The sequence below is a fragment of the Neorhizobium sp. T7_12 genome (assembly GCF_002968535.1).
GTDB lineage: Bacteria > Pseudomonadota > Alphaproteobacteria > Rhizobiales > Rhizobiaceae > Neorhizobium > Neorhizobium tomejilense.
The window spans coordinates 36,353-56,765 of the sequence record NZ_PVBK01000009.1; the positions used below are offsets into that span (position 1 = coordinate 36,353).

Here is a 20,413-nt window from a genome sequence, read left to right on the forward strand (position 1 = left end):
GGCGATGATCCTCAGAAAGGACAGGAGCTGCACTTGCAATACGAATGGTTGCGTCGTTTGCTTCTACACACACGGCACGGCGCACGGAAGAAGGGATCGGCAAAGAAGACAGGGTCAGGCGGTAGGCTTTCATCGCCCCCCTGCGCATGATCGAACATCCCCTTAAATTCCGGGTCGACCATAATAGTGCGGCTTGCCCGCCCTTGCGGGCCGTTCTCCCTGTAACGTAAGGTTTGAGCAAGGTGAGGCGCGGACCGATGTCATTCGAGCGGCAGGATCAGGACGTCACGAGCGGGCACCTCGATCTTGCCGCCGTCATGGGTGTCTCCGATCGGCCAGACCGCCTTTCCAGTAGCGAGCCGGCCATGGTCTTCGGCGAGCTTCACCTCGGTCGCCTGCACCGCGCGGGTCGGGTTGACGAGCCAGAGGAAGCTGCCTTTTTCGCTCTTGTGGATACGCGCGAACAGCGCCTTGTTCGACAGGGTCGCATGCGGCGAGCAGCGGCTCCAGCGCAGCAGTTCGGCGAAGAAGGTACCGTTCGCCTTGCCCTGCGACTTGTAATAGGCGACCGATGGATTGGTGCCGATCAGCAGCGTCCGGCCCTTGCCATAAGTGTTCTCGACCACGGCAAGTCGTCCGTCGTCGAAATTGCCGCGCGCGGTGCCACCGGCAAGCACATAGGATTGCAGGAAACCGCCGCCATCCACCGCCGCCCAATCCAGCTTGAAATGGATGCGGTCGCCGATATCCGGCATAAACTCGACCTGGTCCTCGCGAGCGCCGAAAACCTTGTCGAGGCCCATGTTCGGCTGCACCTGGCCGACATGGCCACGGTCGCCGAAATAACCGGGGCAGGCTTCTGCGATCAGCGTGCCGCCGTTTTCCACCCAGGCGGCGAGGCGTTTTGCCTGCTCGGCGGTGAACATGATCGGATAGGGGAAATAGAGGCGGTCATAGGCGTCGATATCGTCGATATGCACCCAGTCCGGCTGGACGCCGTTTTCGAGGAAGGCGCGATAGGCGCCCCACATGGCTTCCGGATAGGGTTTTTCCTTGCGGTCGTAGTTCAAGAGGTAATCCCATTCCTGCGTCTCGGGAACGACCAGGATGCCGATTTCGCCGCGCACCGGCTTCGCCTCCCAGAGAGCGCCCTGCGCCGGGTCGTTCGCCCATTTCGCCATGTCGCTCTGCAGTTTCGAGCGGGGCGTGCGGGCGCCGTCCATGCCGTATGCGCCGAACGCACCGAAGAGCGGCCCGTCGAGCAGCGGCCGCCAGCGCAGGTTCAGCACGCCGCGGGCGCCGCCCGCAAACGAGGTCATGCTCCACAGGCGGATATCCTCGGGCTCGGCGACGCGGCCATCATCCTTGTCACGGCCGATCACCTGCGGCTGCAGCCAGAGCGGTCCGCCCTGTCGTTCGGCATGCCAGAAGGGTTTTCCACGGGCCGCGGCGCGGTTGATATCGACGCCGTACCAGTTCTTCCAGGCTTCCGTACCCTTGCGCGCCTGGATCCAGGTGAACCCGTAGATCTCGACCTTGGAGGCGGCCAGCCAGTCGTCGCAGCCGTTCGCGGCCATGTTGGGGATGGCGCCCGAAATGCCGTGGGCGGCGATCGTGTTCTTCGGATCGACGGCGCGGATCGTGTCGATCCGCCATTGCATCTGATCGTAGAAATTGTCGCGCTTGAACTGCAGCCAGTCGATGCATTCCGGATAAGGCGCCATGTGGACCGGCGGCTCCACATCCTCCCATTCCGCGTAGCTGTAGCGATGCCAGGCCTTGCCGAGCACTTTCAGCGTGCCGTATTTCTTCTCCAGCCACTTCCTGAAAGCCGATTTGGCATAGCTGCTGTAGTCGACATCGGCGGAATAGTTGCACTCGTTCCAGACGTCGTAGCCGAAGATCGCCGGATGGTCCTTGTAGCGGGTGGCGAGTGCGGTCAGGAACCTGCCGGCCGCTTCCTTCACGTCCGGGCAGTTGAGCGTCAGGGCGCCGGCGCCGCCGCCATTGTTGGAAAAGCCGCCGGTCGCCGCCGAGACGCCCATATAAGAGCCGAGCCTGGTGCCGTCGGCGTTGACCTGCAGCGCATCGGCATATTTGCGCACCGCCCAGTCAGGCACGGCATGGATGAGCTCGGCAATCACCGTCTTGATGCCGTTCTGGGCGGCGAGGTCCATCTGCCGGTCGTATTCCTCCCAGTCGTAGACACCCGGCGCGGTTTCGATGGCGCTCCACATGAACCAGTGGCGGAAGATGTTGAGGCCGTCCTCGCCCGCCGTCGTGTAGTCACGCTCCCAGTCTTCGCGGGGCGGATTGGACTTGCGGAAATAGACGGCGCCGTAGGGGAATTGAATATCGTTTCTGAGCATGGTCCTGTCCTTCTTCATCGACATGCGGACATGGCTCCGCCCTCCGGAGAAAAGCTCCGGTATGGAAGCGGCGGAGATGGCGTCCGATCAGTTGGGAAAAGCGTTGATCTTAACGGGGCCCTCCGGAAAGATGGGGCTTCATCCACCCAAGGCCCTCGCAGGTGCCGGCCTTCGGTCGGTATTCGCAGCCGACCCAGCCGTCGTAGCCGAGGCGGTCGAGTTCGGAGAGTATGAAATCGTAGTTGATCTCGCCGGTGCCCGGCTCGTTGCGGCCGGGATTGTCGGCGATCTGCACATGGGCGATCTTCTCCTTCAGGCGGGTGAAGGCCGGGATCAGGTCGCCCTGCATGATCTGCATGTGGTAGAAATCGTACTGGATGTAGAGATTGTCGGAGCCGACCCTGTCGAGGATGCGTTCCGCATGATCGGTCGTCGACAGGAAGAATCCGGGAATGTCGCGCAGGTTGATCGGCTCGATCAGCAGCTTGACGCCGGCATCGGCGCAACGCGGCGCGGCATATCTCAGGTTGCCGACCAGCACCTCTTCCAGAACATCGACATCCGCACCCTTCGCCACGAGGCCGGAGATGACGTTGACCTGTTTGCAATCAAGTGCCTTGGCATAGTCGAGCGCCAGAGCCACGCCGTCGCGGAATTCCTGGACGCGATCCGGCAGGCAGGCGATGCCGCGCTCGCCGCCGGCCCAGTCGCCCGAAGGCACGTTGAAAAGCGCCTGGACGAGGCCGCTTGCTTTCAATGCATCGACGACCTTCTCTTTCGGCTCGGCATAAGGGCCGAGATATTCGAGCCCGCCGAAACCGTCCTTCGCGGCAGCGGCGAAGCGATCGAGGAAGGGCAGGTCCTGGTAGAGGAAGGAGAGATTGGCGGAGAATTTCGGCACTGGCACTGTCCTCAGAGTACGGGTGCGACGAAGCGGTGCCGGTGCAGCATGCGCTTGTCGCGGGGGTCGGGATTGGGAACGGCGGAAATCAGGCTCTTGGTATAGGCCTCCCGTGGCGCGGTGCAGATCTGCTCGGCCTCGCCGAGCTCGACGATCTTGCCGCGATGCATGACCGCGACACGATCGCAGAAATAGCGCACCACCGAAATGTCATGCGAGATGAAGATGAAACTGAGGTTCAGCCGCTGGCGGATGTCGAGCAGCAGGTCGAGGATTTGGCTGCGGATCGACACGTCGAGCGCCGAGGTCGCCTCGTCGGCGATGATGATGCGCGGATCGAGCGCCAGCGCCCGGGCAATGCCGATGCGTTGCCGCTGGCCGCCGGAAAAGGCGTGCGGATAACGTTCCATGCCCATCGGATCGAGCCCGACGAGGCGCATCAGTTCGGCGACACGTTCCTCGAGCGCCTTGCCCTTGGCGAGGCCATTGATGATCAGCGGGTCGCCGATCACTTCCTTGACCGTCATGCGCGGGTTGAGCGAGGCGAACGGATCCTGGAAGACGAGGCGGACTTCCCGGTGGAAGCCGCGCAGCTCCTTTTTGGTCAGGCTGGTGACCTCGACGTCGCCGCCATCCTTGTTGCGGTAGACGACGCTGCCGGTCGTCGGCTCGACCGTGCGCAGGATCAGCCGGCCGAGCGTCGTCTTGCCCGAGCCGCTTTCGCCAACGATACCGAGGTTCTCACCGGGATAGAGATCGAAATTGGCGTCGTCGACGGCGCGCAGCGAATTGGTTTTTCCGTGCCAGCCGAAGGTCTTGCCGAGATTGCGGACCGAAAGGATCGGCTGCAGTGGCTGCGACGACGCGGCCACCGCCGGCACCCTGCCTTCGACATGCCGGGTCAGTTTCACCGTTGAGGCGAGAAGCTGGCGCGTGTAGGGGTGCTGGGCGTCATGGTAGATCGCATCGACCGGGCCGCGCTCGACGATATGGCCGAAGCGCATGACGGCGACGTCGTCCGCCACTTCGGCGACGATGCCCATGTCGTGGGTGATGAGCAGCATGGCCATGCCGCGTTCCACCTGCAGCCGCTTGATCAGGTCTAGGATTTCGGCCTGGGTGGTGACGTCGAGCGCCGTGGTCGGCTCGTCGGCGATCAGGATGTCGGGATTGCCGGCAAGCGCCATGGCGATCATCGCCCGCTGACGCATGCCGCCGGAAAATTCGAACGTGTAGCGGTCGGCCATCTGGTCCGGATTGGGGATTTCGACCTGGCGCAGCAATTCGACCGTTTTCGCCCGCGCGGCGCGCTTGTCGAGATCGCTGTGCAGGCGCACGGCTTCGGTGATCTGCGAGCCGATGGTGTGGACCGGCGACAGCGAACTCATCGGTTCCTGGAAGATCAGGCCGATCCTGCGGCCGCGAATGGCGCGCATGGCTTGGCCATCCGGATCAAGCCTGGCGATATCCGTGATCTCGCCGGCGTTTCGCAAAAGGATGCGCCCGCCGACGATGCTGCCGGGCCTGTCGACGATCTGCAGCAGCGAGCGGGCGGTGACGCTCTTGCCCGAACCGCTCTCGCCGACGAGGCAAAGCGTCTGGCCGCGCTTCAGCTCGAAACTGACATTCTCGACCGCATGCAGGATATGGGTCCGCAACCGGAAATCGATCGAGAGGTTTTCGACGGAGAGGACGGCGTCTTCGGCAGGACCGGTCATGGTTTCCTCCTCAATTGTCATAGGGGTCGGCGGCATCGCGAAGGCCGTCGCCGAAGAAATTGAAGGACAACACGGCGACGATCACCGCGAGCGAGGGCCAGATCAGCAGCCATGGTGCGGTTGCCACCGTGCGGATGTTCTGGGCGTCCTGCAGCAGCACGCCCCAGCTGACGACCGGCGGCTTCAGGCCGATACCGAGGAAGGAAAGCGAGGTTTCGGCAACGATCATCGTCGGCACGGCAAGCGTCACGACGGCGAGAATATGGCTCGTCAGGGACGGCAGGATATGGCGGAAGATCAGGCGCTTCTCGCTCGATCCGTCGAGGATTGCGGCGGTGACGAAGTCTTCGCTGCGAAGGGCGAGGAAACGGCCGCGCACCTCACGGGCGAGGCTGGTCCAGCCGAGCAGCGAGACGATAATGGTGATGACGAAATAGACGTTGACCGGCGACCATGTGAGCGGGATCGCCGCTGCGAGGCCCAGCCATAGTGGGATGGTCGGCATGGCGCTGACAACCTCGATCATGCGCTGGATCACCGTATCGATCCAGCCGCCGTAAAAGCCCGATATCGAGCCGAGCACGACGCCGAGGACGAGCGACATGACGACGCCAACGAGACCGATCGACATGGAAATCCGGGTGCCATAGACCAGCCGCGAGAAGACGTCGCGCCCGAGGCGGTCGGCGCCGAGCAGATACATCGGATCGCTTGGATTGATCGGGCCGATCAGGTGGCGGTCCATCGGGATGAGGCCCCAGAGTTCGTAGCGCGGGCCTTTGACGAACAGGCCGACCGGCACGACCTTGGTGTCGTCGACGACGAAGGTGCGCCGCAGCGCCACCTTTTCGATCTCGACCTTGTAGCCTTTCACATGGAAATTGAACTCGGAACTGCCGTCCGGCTTTTTGACGAAGAAGCTCAGGCCCTGCGGCGGCGCATAGGTATATTGCGGCCGCGAGGTGGCGGGCAGGCTGGGTGCCAGGAATTCGGCGAACAGGCCGATCAGATAGAGGATCACGATGACCGCGCCGGCAAACATGGCCACCTTCTGGCGGAGAAGCTTTCCCGCAATCAGCCTCCAGGGGCCGACCGTTGCGGTCGAAACGGTCTTTCCGGCTTTGAGCGGACTGATCGAGGGGCCGTCGGCGACGGTGTGGGCGGGGCCGGAATAGGTTCCGAATGTATCGTGCGTGCTCATGCGGCCTCCCTCAATTGAACCGGATGCGCGGATCGAGCAGCGCCAGCAGCAGATCCGATAGCAGCATGCCGACAAGGGTGAGGGCACTGAGGAGCAGGATGAAACTGCCGGCGAGATACATGTCCTGCGATATCAGCGCTCGGAACAGCAGCGGCCCGGCGGTCGGCAGGTTGAGGACGATGGCGGTGATCGTCACGCCGGAGACCAGATGCGGCAGCACCCAGCCGATCGCCGAGACGAACGGATTGAGGGCGATCCGCACTGGATATTTGAGGATGACCTTGTATTCCGGCAGGCCTTTGGCACGCGCGGTGATCACGTAAGGCTTGTGAAGTTCGTCGGTCAGGTTGGCGCGCAGGACGCGGATCAGCGCCGCCGTTCCAGACGCGCCGATGATGATGATCGGGATCCACAAATGCGCAAGGAAATCGCCGACCTTGGCAAGGCTCCAGGGGGCTTCGGCATATTCGGGCGAGTTGAGGCCGCCGACGCTCTGGCCGAGATAACGGTAGGCGACATACATCAGCACCAGCGCCAGGATGAAGTTCGGCACCGCAAGCCCGATGAAGCCGAAAAAGGTGAAGACGTGGTCGCTGATCGAATGGCGACGGACGGCGGAATAAATGCCGATCGGCAGCGCGACGATCCATACGAACAGGAGGCTTAAGAGCGAGATGACCAGGGTCGAACCCATCCGGCCCCAGATCAGGCCGGAAACGGGCTGGTTCCATTCGAATGAATGACCGAAGTCGCCACGACTGACGATGCCCCAGATCCACTTGAGATACTGGATGTAGAAGGGATCGTCGAAGCCGTAGATTTCCTTCAGCCGCTCGATCTGGGCCGGATCGACGGTCTGGCCGCTGTCGCTCATCGTGGCGATCATCGACGTCAGGTAGTCACCCGGCGGCAGCTGGATGATCAGGAACGATATCAGCGACATGCCGAACAGGGTCGGGATCATGTAGAGCACGCGCTTGAAGATGTAGCCAAGCATCGGAATAGTTCTCCTCCCGTTGAAAGCGCCGTTTAGGCGCCACCTTCGGATCTTCATCCGCCCTCGGCCCCTCCAGGCCGAAAGCGTTCCTCCATTTTAGTCTCCCACCTTATTTCCAGGTGAGATGCAGCACTTCCAGCCGCTCTATTCCCGGCACGTCCACCTCCGCGCGTCCGTCCTTGACGCTGAAGCTTGCCGCCCTGTCCGCAACGACCAGCCAGGCTTTCGCAACCGATTTGCCGCTCGGAACTTCCACCGAAACGGTCTGGGCCGCCAGAGGATAATTTTCGCGTATCGGCCCTTTCATCATCATCGGGTTGGTGAGGTTGAAGAGGCTGAGCGCGATACCCTCGGCGTTTTCCCTGAGGGCGAGGTCGATGACGCCCGGGCCTTTGACGGTGACGCGCGGAGTCTTGCCAAGCGCCCAATGGACGGCGTTGGACAGCAGCCGGGCGTGATCGACGGCAAACACTTCCCAGAAGATTTCGCCGATATTCCAGGGAATATAGACAGTGCGGCCACCCATGCCGGTTTGGCGGGCGATGACGGCCGCCCCTTCCGGGTCTTTACGCGGATAGACCTCCTCCATCGGAAGATCCGGGAAATCGGGAACGTAGAGGACCGGCGTTGCAGCGCCCGCAGCCGGCTCGACATGGATGAGCCTTGTGCCGCCCATGATCCGCTCGGCGCCGTCAAAACCCTTGTTGACCGGGTGGTCGCCGGACAGCGCGACATAGGTGTTCTTGACGATGCCGCGCGGGCCGGAGACGAATTTGGCGCCAAGCACGTCCGACAGCCCGAATTCGGAACGCGCCTTGCCGAATTCGTCGCGAAGCGAGGTCTCGTAGGAGGCGACGACGCTGCCGCCGCGCGCCACATAGGCCCGGATCGCCTCGTTCTGCGCATGCGAAAGGCAGGAGGCATTGGCAAGGACGATGACCTTGAAGCGGTCGAGATTGTCCCGGGTGAGCACCTGGTCGGACAGAAGCTCGAAGGGCAGGCGAGCCTCGACCAGGGCATGGTAGATGCCGAGGTCGTGTTTCTCCGCCGCGTGGCGGTCTTCCGGCGCCCAGTGACGCAAGGTGGTCGACGGGTCGATCACGGCGATCTCTGCCGTCGGCCTCATGCTTTCGAGGACCGGCTCGACGGCCGACTGCAGCACGAAAGCCTCGGCGACCGGATCCACCCAGCGCTTGTCGGGCACCACGCCGTTGAATTTCGTGAACCAGGCGAAAAGCCCGTGGGCTGTGCCGTTGTTGATCCAGAGCTGCATTTCCTCGCCCGAGGTCACCGCATCCTTCCAGCGGTATTCCTCTTCCGGACCGATCGAGGTGATCAGCACCACCGGACGATCGGCAAAGGTGGCGCGGATGCGCTTGCCGTTGCGCCCCGCCGACCAGCCGAGCTCCAGCCCCTTGCGGCCCTGATGGTCGACGACGAGGAAGGGGCAATGTTTGGTGATGACCGAGAGGTCGAACTCCATCAGCGACGCGCCGCTCATGTTGGGGATGAAGCTCGCATGCGGCCGGATGGCTTTGACTGCGTCGTCCCACTGGGCGATCATATCGGTCAGCACCCGGCGGCGCCATTGCAGCCAGGCCTGCCAGGCCGGGTCCTCGGCATCCGCCCTTCTGGGCAGCGCATGGCCGGTCATGTCCTTGAAACGGCGGGCGCTGTCTTCGCTGTAGTCGACGCCGTGGCCTTGCCAGCGATTGGCGAAGATCGCGTCGATATCGTATTCGCGGACGATCTCCTTCACGACCTCCGGCATGAATACCGAGTTGTAGTCGCCATAGGCATTGGTGACCCAGACATCCGGATAGGCCCAGTGGCGGCGCGGCGTGCCGTCGGCATTGATCATCACCCATTCCGGATGAGCCCTGGCCGCATCGTCATGGATGGCGTGCGGATCGACGCGGGCCATGACATGCATGTCGAGCTTGCGGGCGGCATCGACCAGCGCGCCGAAAATGTCCCTGTCACCCAGATACTGGCTGACGTAGTGATAGGGAACCTCGCTTGGATAGTAGGCGATGTAACCGCCGGCGCTGAGGCATAGGGCGTTGGATTTGGTGCGCTTGAAGACGTCGATCCAGAAGGCCGGGTCGTATTTTTCCGGATCATCCTCCACGAAGGTCAGCTGGGTCCAGCGCGTCGCGGTCCTGTACCAGTCGGGAGTCCGCAAGGTGTCGGTGTTCTGTCGTCTCGCCTCGAGCATGATAGCATCCAGTTATCGGAAAAAGGGGCCCCATGGCGCCGGCCGGCTTGCGCCGGCGCCCGGAAAAACATCGCAATTGGCGAGGCCTTCAGACCTTGTAGAACTGCTCCGGCATGGTCGGGGCAGGGGTCGGCCAGCCGAACGAGTTCGGCATGGTCTTGGTGATGTTCCTCATGTTGTTCTTGACGATGCCGTAGCCGTCCGGCGGCTGCGAAATCCCGAAGACATAGAAGTTGTCGGCGGCCCCCTGGAGGATCTGTTTCATGATCTCGCGCTGGCCGGCCTGGTCCGATGTCGCCTTCAGCTTGTCGTAGAGCGCGAGCAGCTTCTTGGTCTCTTCCGGCGGCTCCTCGGCATTGGCGTTCTTGGGATCGAGATACCAGAGCTGCCAGGCCGGGGCATACATCGCGTTGCTGTCGGTCGGCACGTAGTAGCGCGGATCGAGCATCGCCGCGACGCCGCCATTGGCGCCGAACTGATGCGCGGTCGCGTCGAAATCGCGGCCCTGGCGCACGCGGGTCTCCCAGAGGGAGCGGTCCATGGTGCGCATCTGCGCATCGATGCCGACCGCCTGGAACATCGGGATCGCCAGCTGGAAGAGATCGAGGAAGATTGGGCGGGCCTGGTCGATCTCGAAGATGATCGTCAGCCGCCGGCCCTTCTCGTCGAGACGGAAATTCTGGCTGTCGCGCTTCGGGACCAGCTCGTCGAGCATGGCATTCGCCTTGTCGACGCTGTACTCGGTGAACTGCTTGGCGAGCTGATCGCTATAGAGCGGATCGCCTTCCTTGATCGACGGCTGGGCGGCCGCGCCCTGGCCGACCAGCACCGCGTCGATCAGCGTCTGCCGATCGAGCGCCGTCGACAGGGCCGCGCGGAACTTCTTGTTGCGGAAGAGCTTTCGCTTCGTCTCGTCATTGTGGTTGAGGTTGAAGATGAAGTTCATGACGTTGGCCTCGGTCGAGGTCAGCGTGTAGAAATCATAGTCGCCCTGCTTGCGCGCGTCGTAGAGAACCGACTTGTTGTTCGGTGTGGCGATATACTGGTCCATCAGGTCGATTTCGCCCTGCATGCATTTCAACAGCAGTACCTGCGGATCGGCGACCATCTGGTAGACGATGCGGTCCATATAGGGCAACTGATTGCCCGCGGTATCGACCTTCCAATAGTAGGGGTTGCGTTCGGCCACCACGCGCTCGGTGTTTTCGCCAGGCGCGATCGTGAAATACCAGGCGTTGAGGCAAGGCTTCTTCGACGAATTGAGGAAGAAGGCGTTGTCGTCCTGGAAGCCGGAGGCGGACTGGAATGCGGCGATCCAGCTCTGGAAGCCGCGCTGCTTGGCCAGCTCGTCCGCTTTCGGATTGTAGTCGATATGGAACTGCTCGAGATAATGCTTGGGGCAGCGCGTGGTGTGATCCCAGTTGGACCAGGCGACCTGCAGCGGGAACATACCGTTAGGTTTTTCAAAGATGACCTTGAAGGTCTGTTCGTCGACCACTTCCAGTTTGGCGGGCTTGCCGGCGGTCTTCCAGTGGCCCTGGCTGGTGACGGCGACGCGTTTGTCGGTCAGCACGGTATCGTACCAGAACTTGACGTCGGCGGTGGTGTAGGGATGTCCATCGGACCACTTCATGCCCTTGCGCAGGCGAATGGTGTAGACGGTGGAATCTGCATTGCCTTCAAAGGCTTCCGCGACATTGAGCGTCACCCCCGACCAGTCGGGCGTGTAACGCAGGAGAGGCTCATAGGCCTGGTAGCGGAACAGCATCGAGAGCGAACCGCCGCCGACCAGCGCCAGCTTCCAATCGCCTCCGTATTTACCAACACTTTCAAGGGGTTTGATGACAAGGGGGTTGGCGGGCAGCCGATCCTTGAGGGGAGGAAGGGCGCCGCTGGCGACCTTATCCTTCAAGAGACCGGCTTCCTTGTAGTCGACGGCTAAAGCCGGCAGGGCCGGCAAAATCAAAACGGCCGAAGTCCCGGCCAGAAACGCGCGACGTTTCAGCTTGATCATGAGTGTCTCCTCCACACGCAGTCCCCGCCGTTACCTATTATTTCCCTTGGGCGTGGATAACGGAAAGTTTGCATTCGAATACTGTTAGGTAAAGTGTTATGTAGGCTTGTTTGGGAAAATTGCGTTTTGCAGTGCGGCAGTGCCGCCAGGCGGCAATGCAGAGAGGGCTGGAATGAAAAACAGGGGGCGGGTCACCTTGCAGACCATCGCGCGCGAGGTCGGCCTTTCGAAATATGCCGTGTCCAGATCGTTGTCGGGCAAGAGCGGCGTCAGCGAGGAAACCCGCGAGCGGATTCGCGAAACAGCCCTGCGTCTCGGCTATAGCAAGCCCGCCCGCCAGACCGCGCCGGGCGATATCGCGGTGGTGTTTCACGACCTCGACCCGGTCAACAGCGAGCTGCACATGCAGATCCAGAACGGGGTCCAGGCAGAGGCGCACAGGCTCGGCATGGCTCTCAGGATGTTATGGACCCACAGCCAGGGACAGCTTGAAGAACTGGCGCGCACCTGCGCCGGACTGTTGCTGGTCGGACCGCACGACCGCGAGGCGATCCGCGCCGCGATGGCGACCGGCACTCCGATCATCCGGTTCGGCTGGGTCGATCCGCTCGAAGATGCCGATCAGGTCTCCGGCACCGACCATGAGGCAGGGCAGGCCGTGATCCAATACCTGGTAGACCTCGGTCACCGTTCCATCGCCTATGTCCATGGCACACCCGGTTATCGCGGCCGCCGCGAGCGCTTTTATGGCGCGCGCGAAATCGCCGAGCGTCACCCGGATGTCACGTTGCATGTCCTGCAGTTCGAGGAGGAGAATGGTTTTGCCGAAACCTATCGCGCACTGAAGGAAAAAGGTGCTCGGCCGACCGCCTTCTTCTGCGCGCATGACGGCTTGGCGCTCACCGTCGTTTCCGAACTCCTGGGCCAGGGCTATCGCATTCCCGATGATGTCTCGGTGGTCGGTTTTGGCGATTTTTCACCGGCAAAGCAGATCTCGCCGGCGCTGACGACGGTGCGGATGGAAGGCCAGGAATGCGGAGCCGTCGGCCTGCGGCTCCTGCTCGAGCGGATCGAGAACCCGCGCCAGTCCGGAACCCCCGCCCGCAGGGTCCAGGTCGCGTCGAGGATCATCGAGCGCCGCTCCACCGGTCCATGCAAGGACACCGTGCATCCCGGTGATCGCACGGTAGTTCGGCAGGAACCGCGTATAGTGCCCGTCTGACGGTTCCCGCCGCCGCCCGTCCGAGCATCGCTGCTCCGGTGGCAAATGGACTTCGGCGGCTTATTTGAGGCTCTTCATATCCACCATGTCCATGTCGGTGAAGGACTGGTTGTCTCCGGCCATGCTCCAGATGAAGGCGTAGGCCCCGGTGCCGGCGCCGCAATGGATCGACCAGGGCGGCGAGAGCGCGGCCTGTTCATTGCGGATGATCAGATGGTTGGTCGCCGCCGGCCGGCCCATCAGGTGAACAACGAAGGCGTTTTCCGGGATCTCGAAATAGAGATAGGCTTCCATCCGCCGGTCATGCAGATGCGCCGGCATGGTGTTCCAGACGCTGCCGGTCTCCAGCCGGGTCAGCCCCATCAGCAGCTGGCAGGTCGGCAGCACTTTCGGATGCAGATACTGGTAGAGCTTGCGCTTGTTCGACGTGGCACTTTCGCCGAGATTGTTCTCGATCGCATCTGCGCTGCTGACGATCCGTGAGGGTAAGGTGGCGTGCGCCGGCGCACTGTTGATATAAAATTTCGCGGGTGCCGACGGGTCGTGGCTTTCGAAGAAGATCTCCTTCGTTCCCATGCCGAGATAGAGCCCGTCCATTGGCAGGAGTTCGTAAGCCTTGCCGTCGGCGATGACGCGGCCCGGTCCGCCGATATTGATGAGGCCCAGCTCGCGGCGCTCCAGCAGGTAGTCTGCGCCGACCAGTTTGGCCAGTTCGCTGCCGACGCCGAGGCTTGCCTGCGTCGGTGCCACTCCTGCCACCAGCATTCGGTCATAGTGGGTATAGACAGCCTGCAGCGTCCCCGCGACAAACAGATTCTCGATCACGAAATTCTCGCGCAAGTCCGCGCTCGTCATACGCTCCGACTGGCTGTAGTGAACGGCATGGCGCGTCCGGACATCGATCGTCATGGTCTGTTTTCTCCTGTTTCTCGGCGCGAGCGCGCCGGGTAGTGTCTCAGTTTGAACTTCGGCTTTCGACCCGGATCCGAAGTTCGATCTAACCGGGTTGGTGTCCCGTGCGGACGCGGCACGCCGCTTCTATCCGGGCCTGGAACTCTATCTTCGTCGCGCCCGGCTCGCCCGAACGCTCAGCCACCAATCATCGGGGCTCCCGACGCACCGACGTACGTCGCTGACGATCCAGCCGGCCTCTGTAAGTGCAGTTCGCAGGGCAGGCTCGCGCCAGTACGTTTCGACATAGCGCCGAGGCGCTGCAGCGCTGCCATGTGTGGACATTTCCTCCCCATCACCCTCTCTGACAGAGGCGTGCAGCCGGCCGCCGGTCCGGGTCGCCTCGGCAAGTCGTCCAAGCACCACGCGCAAATCTTCGCGCGCGACGTGAATCAGGCAGGCGCAGGCCCAGACCCCGTCATACGGCGTGCCGGGACGCTGCGGGTCGGCCAGGTCTTCGGTCAGCGGGTCCAGCAGGTCGGCCTTAAAGCCATTGTCGCGAAGCAGTTCGACGAAACCCTTCGAAATGTCGGTGCGCCGGACGCTAACCCCCCGCTTCTCAAGCTCAAGCGCATCTCGTCCGCCGCCGCTTCCGATCTCCAGCACTCTGCCCGAGCCACCCAGCGCAGTCACGAACGCATCGATCTCTGTCGCGACCCATTCGGGCATCGCCGCCGCTTCAGCAGCGTACTCCGCCGCGACCGTGTCATAGGACCGCACAGTGTCCCTGTCGGTGCTCATCTTAGCGCTCCTCCCCCAAGACAAGGGCCCCCCAAACGAGCGAGAGGCCCACCTCCCGACCATAGCAGAAGTTCGATCTGAGACACTGCCGGGCGTTGCTATCGTTTGACGGCGGCGCTGAGCTCGACCTGGTCCCCCAGCCGCCCAGACTGGGACATCATCGATTGTGTGTCCAGCAGCGTTTCCGCATAGGCCATCATCAGTGGCCCGACACCCTTGATGTCGTCGGGGCGGATTTCCTCGGAAAGATAATAGCCGACGGTGCCGTCGCGATAGCGGCCGTTAAAGCCTCCGAGGCCTGCGACGCAACAGATGTTGTGAAGCCTCGGCCGTCCATCAGCATCCCGCCGCAGCTCCTGTCCCGTCAGCGATTGCAGGCTCGCTCGACCGGCCTCGGAAACGCCGGGGGGGCCGCCAAGCCGCGCGAGCTTCTGGAGGAAATAGGAGAACATCGCCGTGGCCGAGCTTTCGGGATAGTTCTGCGCTTCGTCCGGCCGGTCGATCACCTGCAGCCAGCGGTGATCCGCGGTGCGAAGGGCAATGATCCGGGACGCCAGCGCCGCGGCGCGGTCGGTGAGCTCCCGCCGCGCTACGCCGGCGGGCAGGTTTTCGATGATGTCGACGAAGGCCATTGCCAGCCAGCCGATCGATCTTGCCCAATGGGCCGGCGAAAGGCCGCTTTCCGCATCCGCCCAAGCCTGTTGCCGGGCCTCGTCGTAACCGTGACGATAAAGATCCGCCTGCCGGTCATAGGTGAGGTCGAGCGCCGTCGTGAACTGCCGGAGCGCTTCCTCGACGGCCTGGGGCTTTGAGACCGCCTGGGCGTATTCCACCTTGAACGGCAGCGCCATGTAGAGCCCGTCCAGCCAGATCTGATGCGGGTAACGCAGCTTGTGCCAATAGACGTCGCTGCCGGTGCGCGGATGCGTTTCGAGCTGTCGCGCCAGCGGGGCGGCGGCATCAAGCCAGCGGCTCTCGCCCGTCAGCCGATGGAGAAAGACGAGCGCCCGGCCGGGCAGGATGTTGTCTATGTTGAATTCGTCGATCGCGTAGCCGACAAGCCGGCCTTGCGCGTCGATCTGGCCGCTCACCAGACGGATGAGATGATCCAGCCACAGGCGCTCGCCGGTCGCTTCGTAAAGCGCGATCAGGCCGCGGTAGAGGCAACCGTCCTCGTAACACCAGGCGCCGCCTTTGTAATATTCATAATCGCGCGCGTAATTCTCGAAGTAGTCCTGAAGCATTGGATTTCAGTCTTGAGCTGGATGAATGGAAACCGGAGAAAGCCGCGCAAGGCGGCTGAAAACGGCGTTTTCCGCAACGATCCCGGCATGCCGGAGCGGCAGGAGTAGAGAGGCCATTTCCGGCACTTCGGCCTCGGCATCCGGCGCGAAGGAGACGGTGTAGTTTTCGAAGGCAATGTCGCGGATCGCGGCTTCCGGCAGGCCATAGAAGACGGCGGCCGCCGTTCGTGCGCCGGTAACGGTAACATTCTCGACGGAGATCGAGCTTATGCTCGGCGTCTCCAGGGAGACCGGCAGCGGCGACCGGGACTGGACGTAATCGGACCGGCCGTCGGCATCGCAGAAATAAAAGGAATTGACGGCGACCGGGGTTGCGACGTCCTCCATCAGGCTGTCGGCGAGCCGGATGTTGGCGACCGTGCCGCCGCGTCCCCGGCGCGTCTTGATACGCAGCCCCCGATCCGTTCCCTTGAAGTGGCAGTTTCGGATAGCGATGTCGCTGATGCCGGCGCTCATCTCGCTGCCGATGACCACCGCGCCATGGCCGCGCTCCATCAGGCAGTTCTCTATCCGCACATGATCGGTCGGGCGGTCCGGCCCACCGAGCAGGCTGCGTTTGCCGGCCTTGAGGGCGATGCAATCGTCGCCGACCGAGATATGCAGGCCGACAAGGCGGATATCGGAGCTGCTTTCGGGGTTAAAACCGTCGGTATTCGGGGAAACCGGATCGTTCTCAATCGTGAGATCCGCGGCGATGAGCCGTCTGCAGAAAACCGGGTGGACCGTCCAGGACGGCGAATTGCGGATGGTGAGGCCGGAAAGGGTGACGTCCTCGCATGCCGACAGGAAGATGGTGCGGGGGCGCCTGGCGCCCTGGCGTGTTTCCTTCGGCCACGACCACCAGTCGCCACGGTCGCCGCCGCCGTCGATGGTGCCGGTGCCGGCAAGATGAACATTGCGGCAGTCGATCGCGTTGACCAGGCTCGCATAACAGGCCTCGGCCACGCCTTCCCAGGTGCCGAGAATGCGGCCATCCGCATGGCGCGCCGGCAGGATGGGAAAGTCTTGCCTGTTGGCGATCGCCGCGAGCTCGGCGCCGTCTTCGAGAAACAGGCTCATGTCGCTCTTGAGGAAGATCGGTCCGCTCAGCCAGCGCCCGCCCGGTATTCTCAGCGTGCCTCCGGGAGCGAGCCCCGCGATGGCCCGCTGGATCGCCGGCGCATTGTCCTGTGCGTCCGTCGAGGCGCCGAAATCGCGGATGTCGATCGCGGCGGTTTCCCGCCGTGTGGTAAATTCGAGCCGGGCATCACCTGCATGGAAAAGGTAGGTTGTGCCCGGCTCAAGGGAGGCGACCGAGAAGACGACAGTCCGTGTCGTCCCCTCGGCGACCAACGCGCCGCCGATCTCCCGAACCTGCCAGGCAAGCGCGTCATCGCGTGTGTGAAGATGCCTTTCGGCATCGACGCGGAAGGTCGCGTTGCGGGGGCCGGCAATCAGGAGTTCGATGGCGACGTCCGTCACGTCCTCAGATCCCCGTCAGCGCTTGGTTGATGCCGGCGATGATCTCGGTTGCGGCATCCTTGGAAGATTGCTGGCCATAAGCGAAGGCTTCGAAATTGGTATCGAAGACTTCGGTGACGCGCGGATGCTCGTTGAGCGGCGAGACGCCGGGGCTGGTCGGCTCCATCACCCGCTTGTAGGCTTCCAGCTGCACCGGCTTGATCTTGCCTTCCTTGGTCAGCGTATCGAGCGCCGCCTTGCTGGAGGGAATGCCGCGCGTCGCCCCCATGATCTTGACCGCTTCCGGATCGTTGAGCAGGCAGTTGAGCACCTGCGCCGCGGCCTTCGGGTCCTTGCTGTTCCGGGAGATCGAAAACAGCATGGAGGGCTTGCGGTAGACGCCGTCGGTCTTGGCGCCCTCGATCGTCAACAGCTTGACGGGCACGAGCTCCTGGCCCTTTTCCATCGGAGTCGCGATCTTGCCGTAGGTGCTGTCCCACTGGTAGGTGCCGGCGACCTGGCCCTTGGCCCATTTCTGGTTTTCATGCAGCGGCGTATTGCCGCCGGCGGCCACCTGTTTCCAGCTCTCGATGACGCCCTTGTCGACCAGCGTCTTGTAGAATTCCAGGCCTTCGGCGAGTTCGGCTTCGCTCCAGGCGACCTTGTTGGTGGCCGGGTCGATCAGGTCCTTGCCGGTCTTCTGGGTGGTGCGCAGGATCACCATCAGGCGGGCGTCGAGAGCCGCACCCTCGAACGGATAATACTCCTTGCCAAGCTTTTCCTTCATCTTCGGGGCTGCGGCGATCAGCTCTTCCCAGGTTTTCGGGATCGGGACACCGGCCTTGTCGTAGGTCGTCTTGTTGAACATGAAGACGCGACCGGTCGTGGAGACGGAAATGCCGTTCAGCTTGCCCTTGACGGTGCCGCTGTCGAGATCCGACTTCGACCACTGGCTGAGGTCGACGATGTCCTTGTACTGGTTCAGGTCGGCAAAGCCGTCGCCGTTCTTGGTGAACAGCGGCAGCCAGGGCCAGTTCACCTGCATGATGTCGGCCTCGGTGCGGCCGGCGAGCTGGGTGGCGATCTTTTCCTGATGGCCCTGGAAGCCGGTGAATTCAGGTGCGATCGTGTGGCCGAATTTCGCGCCGCAGACCTTCAGGGCCTGCTGGGTCGCGACATGGCGGTCGTCGCTGCCCCACCAGGACATGCGCAGGTCCGCGGCGAATGCGGTCGAAAGGCTGGTGGCGGCAAACAAAGCCGCCGTCATGAACATGGTTCTCATTTTGGCTCCTCCCAAGTTGGAACGATGAAGTTTCAAATCGCCAGGCTGATGTTCTCCCCGGACTGGCGGTCGAACAGATGCACTCCCTTCGGGTCCGGGCTCAGCCAGACCCAGTCGTCGCGAAGCGCGCCGCGGTCGTAGGACGCGGACGGCACCACGGCGATGAGGCGTTTCGGGCCGATGTCGACATAGAGGTAGACTTCGTGGCCCATGAACTCGATATGGGTAAGCTTGCCCTTGATGGTGCCGGGCGTTTCGGCCGCGACGATGTGCAGGTGCTGCGGCCGGATGCCGAGCGTGACGTGCTCGCTGCGCCCGGAAATCCGCTTGGTGAACTCGTCGCCGAGCACGATCACCTGCTCCGCTGCCCGCACGCTGTTCTCTCCCTCGAACGTGCCGTCGAGGAAATTCATTTCCGGGCTGCCGATGAAGCCTGCAACGAATGTATTGGCCGGGCGGCTGTAGAGCGTCACCGGATCGGCGACCTGCATGATGTGGCCGTCCCTCATGACGCAGATGCGGTCGCCCATGGTCATGGCTTCGGTCTGGTCGTGGGTAACGTAGATGACGGTCGCCTGCTGGCCGTCCGCCTTCAGCCGCTTGTGCAGGTCGGTGATGCGCACGCGCATCGAGGCGCGCAGCTTGGCGTCGAGGTTGGAGAGCGGCTCGTCGAACAGGAAGACCTGCGGTTTCTTGATCAGCGCCCGGCCAACCGCGACGCGCTGCGCCTGGCCGCCGGAGAGCTGTTTTGGGAGCCGGTCGAGCAAGGGGTCGATCTCGAGAAGATTGGAGACGTGGCTTGTGGCCTGTTCGATCTCGGCGGCCGGACGGCGCTTCAGCCGCATGCTGAAGGAGAGGTTCTTGTGGACCTTCATATGCGGATAGAGCGCATAGTTCTGGAAGACCATGGATATGCCGCGGTCGCCAGGTGTCTTGTCGTTGACCAGTTCGCCGCCGATGCGGATCTCGCCGCCGGTCACCCGTTCCAGCCCGGCGATCATCCGAAGCGTCGTGGACTTGGCGCAGCCGGACGGGCCGACCAGCACCATGAACTCGCCGTCTTCGACATCCAGATTGATGCCATGCACGGCGCGGAACGAACCGTAGTCCTTTTCGAGGTTTCTCAGTTGAAGACGCGCCATGTGACTATCCTTTGATCCCGCCGGAGGAGATCCCGTCGATGAAATATTTCTGGGCGAGGAAGAAGACCGCGAGTGCCGGTGCCAAGGACAGGACCGACATCGCCAGGACCCGGTTCCATTCGAAGGCTTCGGTCGTGTCGATCGACAGTTTCAGCGCCAGCGAGATCGGGTATTTGTCGACCGAAGAGATGTAGATCAGCGGCCCGAGGAAGTCGTTCATCGTCCACATGAACTGGAACAGGCAGACCGAGATCAGCGCCGGCATCAGAAGCGGCACGACGATGAAGATCAGCGTCTGCCAGGTGGTCGCTCCGTCGACCCGCGCTGCTTCCTCCATGTCGCGCGGAATGGCACGCAGGAACTGCACCAGCATGAAGACGAAGAAGGCATCGCCCGCCAGCGCCGAAGGCACCCAGAGCGGCAGGTAGCTGTCGAGCCAGCCGAGATCGCGGAAGATCAGGTATTGCGGAATGCGGGTGACGACGTTCGGCAGGAGCAGCGTCGCGATCAGCGCGGAAAACAGCACCTTCTTGAACGGGAAATCGAAGCGGGCAAAGCCATAGGCGACCGCCGTGCAGGAAATCGCCGTGCCGATCACCTTCGGGATGACGATCCACAGCGTGTTGATGAAGAACGTGCCGAAGGAATAGGGCGTCGAGGTTTTCCAGCCCCTGATATAGCCGTCGAGCGTCGGGTTCTCCGGCCAGAAGCCGGGATTGGAGAAGATCTCCGAATTGGTCTTGAACGACGCCCCGATCAGCCAGATCAGCGGATAAAGCATCAGCAGCCCGACCGCGGTCAGCAGAGCGTAACGCAGCGCGGCATTGAAGCGGTGGCGGCGCGTTTCGCGGCTGCGGACGATGTCGATGTCGCGGGCGGCCGGGGAATTCTGGGAGAGGATGTGATCGGTCAT

15 protein-coding genes are annotated in these 20,413 nt (G+C 62.7%); 1 reads left to right on the forward strand and 14 read right to left on the reverse strand.

The window, feature by feature from the left end:
- Positions 1-260: 260 nt before the first annotated feature.
- The 7 genes from C5J26_RS19185 to C5J26_RS19215 form a co-directional block, all read right to left on the reverse strand.
- On the reverse strand, positions 261-2,369 hold the full coding sequence (locus tag C5J26_RS19185) for a beta-galactosidase (protein WP_105403373.1): 2,109 nt from the start codon (positions 2,367-2,369) through the stop codon (positions 261-263).
- A 109-nt stretch (positions 2,370-2,478) separates the two neighbouring features.
- Positions 2,479-3,270: a 2-oxo-tetronate isomerase gene (gene otnI, locus C5J26_RS19190; RefSeq protein WP_105403219.1), complete on the reverse strand. Its 792-nt coding sequence runs from the start codon at positions 3,268-3,270 to the stop codon at positions 2,479-2,481.
- Between the two features lie 11 nt (positions 3,271-3,281).
- Positions 3,282-4,988 carry an ABC transporter ATP-binding protein gene (locus tag C5J26_RS19195; protein ID WP_105403220.1) on the reverse strand — a complete coding sequence of 569 codons (1,707 nt, stop codon included), beginning with the start codon at positions 4,986-4,988 and terminating at the stop codon, positions 3,282-3,284.
- A gap of 10 nt (positions 4,989-4,998) precedes the next feature.
- On the reverse strand, positions 4,999-6,189 hold the full coding sequence (locus tag C5J26_RS19200) for an ABC transporter permease (RefSeq protein WP_105403221.1): 1,191 nt from the start codon (positions 6,187-6,189) through the stop codon (positions 4,999-5,001).
- A gap of 10 nt (positions 6,190-6,199) precedes the next feature.
- Entirely contained in the window at positions 6,200-7,186 is a 987-nt protein-coding gene (locus tag C5J26_RS19205) for an ABC transporter permease (RefSeq protein ID WP_105403222.1), read from the reverse strand.
- A 109-nt stretch (positions 7,187-7,295) separates the two neighbouring features.
- A complete protein-coding gene (locus C5J26_RS19210; RefSeq protein WP_105403223.1) occupies positions 7,296-9,404 on the reverse strand; it encodes a family 10 glycosylhydrolase in 2,109 nt (702 codons plus the stop codon).
- 88 nt (positions 9,405-9,492) lie between these two features.
- On the reverse strand, positions 9,493-11,418 hold the full coding sequence (locus tag C5J26_RS19215) for an ABC transporter substrate-binding protein (RefSeq protein ID WP_105403224.1): 1,926 nt from the start codon (positions 11,416-11,418) through the stop codon (positions 9,493-9,495).
- A gap of 172 nt (positions 11,419-11,590) precedes the next feature.
- On the opposite strand from C5J26_RS19215, the gene C5J26_RS19220 reads away from it, so the two are divergent.
- The gene (locus C5J26_RS19220) at positions 11,591-12,640 is read left to right on the forward strand and encodes a LacI family DNA-binding transcriptional regulator (protein ID WP_105403225.1); all 1,050 of its coding nucleotides are present in this window, start codon (positions 11,591-11,593) and stop codon (positions 12,638-12,640) included.
- Between the two features lie 60 nt (positions 12,641-12,700).
- Here C5J26_RS19220 and kduI read toward each other — a convergent pair whose 3' ends face one another.
- From kduI to C5J26_RS19255, 7 genes are all read right to left on the reverse strand, one after another.
- Positions 12,701-13,549, reverse strand: a complete 849-nt coding sequence (gene kduI, locus C5J26_RS19225) for a 5-dehydro-4-deoxy-D-glucuronate isomerase (RefSeq protein WP_105403226.1) — start codon at positions 13,547-13,549, stop codon at positions 12,701-12,703.
- A 147-nt stretch (positions 13,550-13,696) separates the two neighbouring features.
- Positions 13,697-14,332: a bifunctional 2-polyprenyl-6-hydroxyphenol methylase/3-demethylubiquinol 3-O-methyltransferase UbiG gene (locus tag C5J26_RS19230; protein ID WP_105403227.1), complete on the reverse strand. Its 636-nt coding sequence runs from the start codon at positions 14,330-14,332 to the stop codon at positions 13,697-13,699.
- 98 nt (positions 14,333-14,430) lie between these two features.
- Positions 14,431-15,576: a glycoside hydrolase family 105 protein gene (locus C5J26_RS19235; protein WP_105403228.1), complete on the reverse strand. Its 1,146-nt coding sequence runs from the start codon at positions 15,574-15,576 to the stop codon at positions 14,431-14,433.
- Between the two features lie 6 nt (positions 15,577-15,582).
- Positions 15,583-17,097 carry a glycoside hydrolase family 28 protein gene (locus tag C5J26_RS19240; protein WP_105403229.1) on the reverse strand — a complete coding sequence of 505 codons (1,515 nt, stop codon included), beginning with the start codon at positions 17,095-17,097 and terminating at the stop codon, positions 15,583-15,585.
- Between the two features lie 4 nt (positions 17,098-17,101).
- Positions 17,102-18,358, reverse strand: a complete 1,257-nt coding sequence (locus tag C5J26_RS19245) for an ABC transporter substrate-binding protein (RefSeq protein WP_105403230.1) — start codon at positions 18,356-18,358, stop codon at positions 17,102-17,104.
- Positions 18,359-18,390: 32 nt separating this feature from the next.
- Entirely contained in the window at positions 18,391-19,500 is a 1,110-nt protein-coding gene (locus C5J26_RS19250; RefSeq protein WP_105403231.1) for an ABC transporter ATP-binding protein, read from the reverse strand.
- Between the two features lie 4 nt (positions 19,501-19,504).
- A complete protein-coding gene (locus C5J26_RS19255) occupies positions 19,505-20,413 on the reverse strand; it encodes a carbohydrate ABC transporter permease (protein WP_105403232.1) in 909 nt (302 codons plus the stop codon).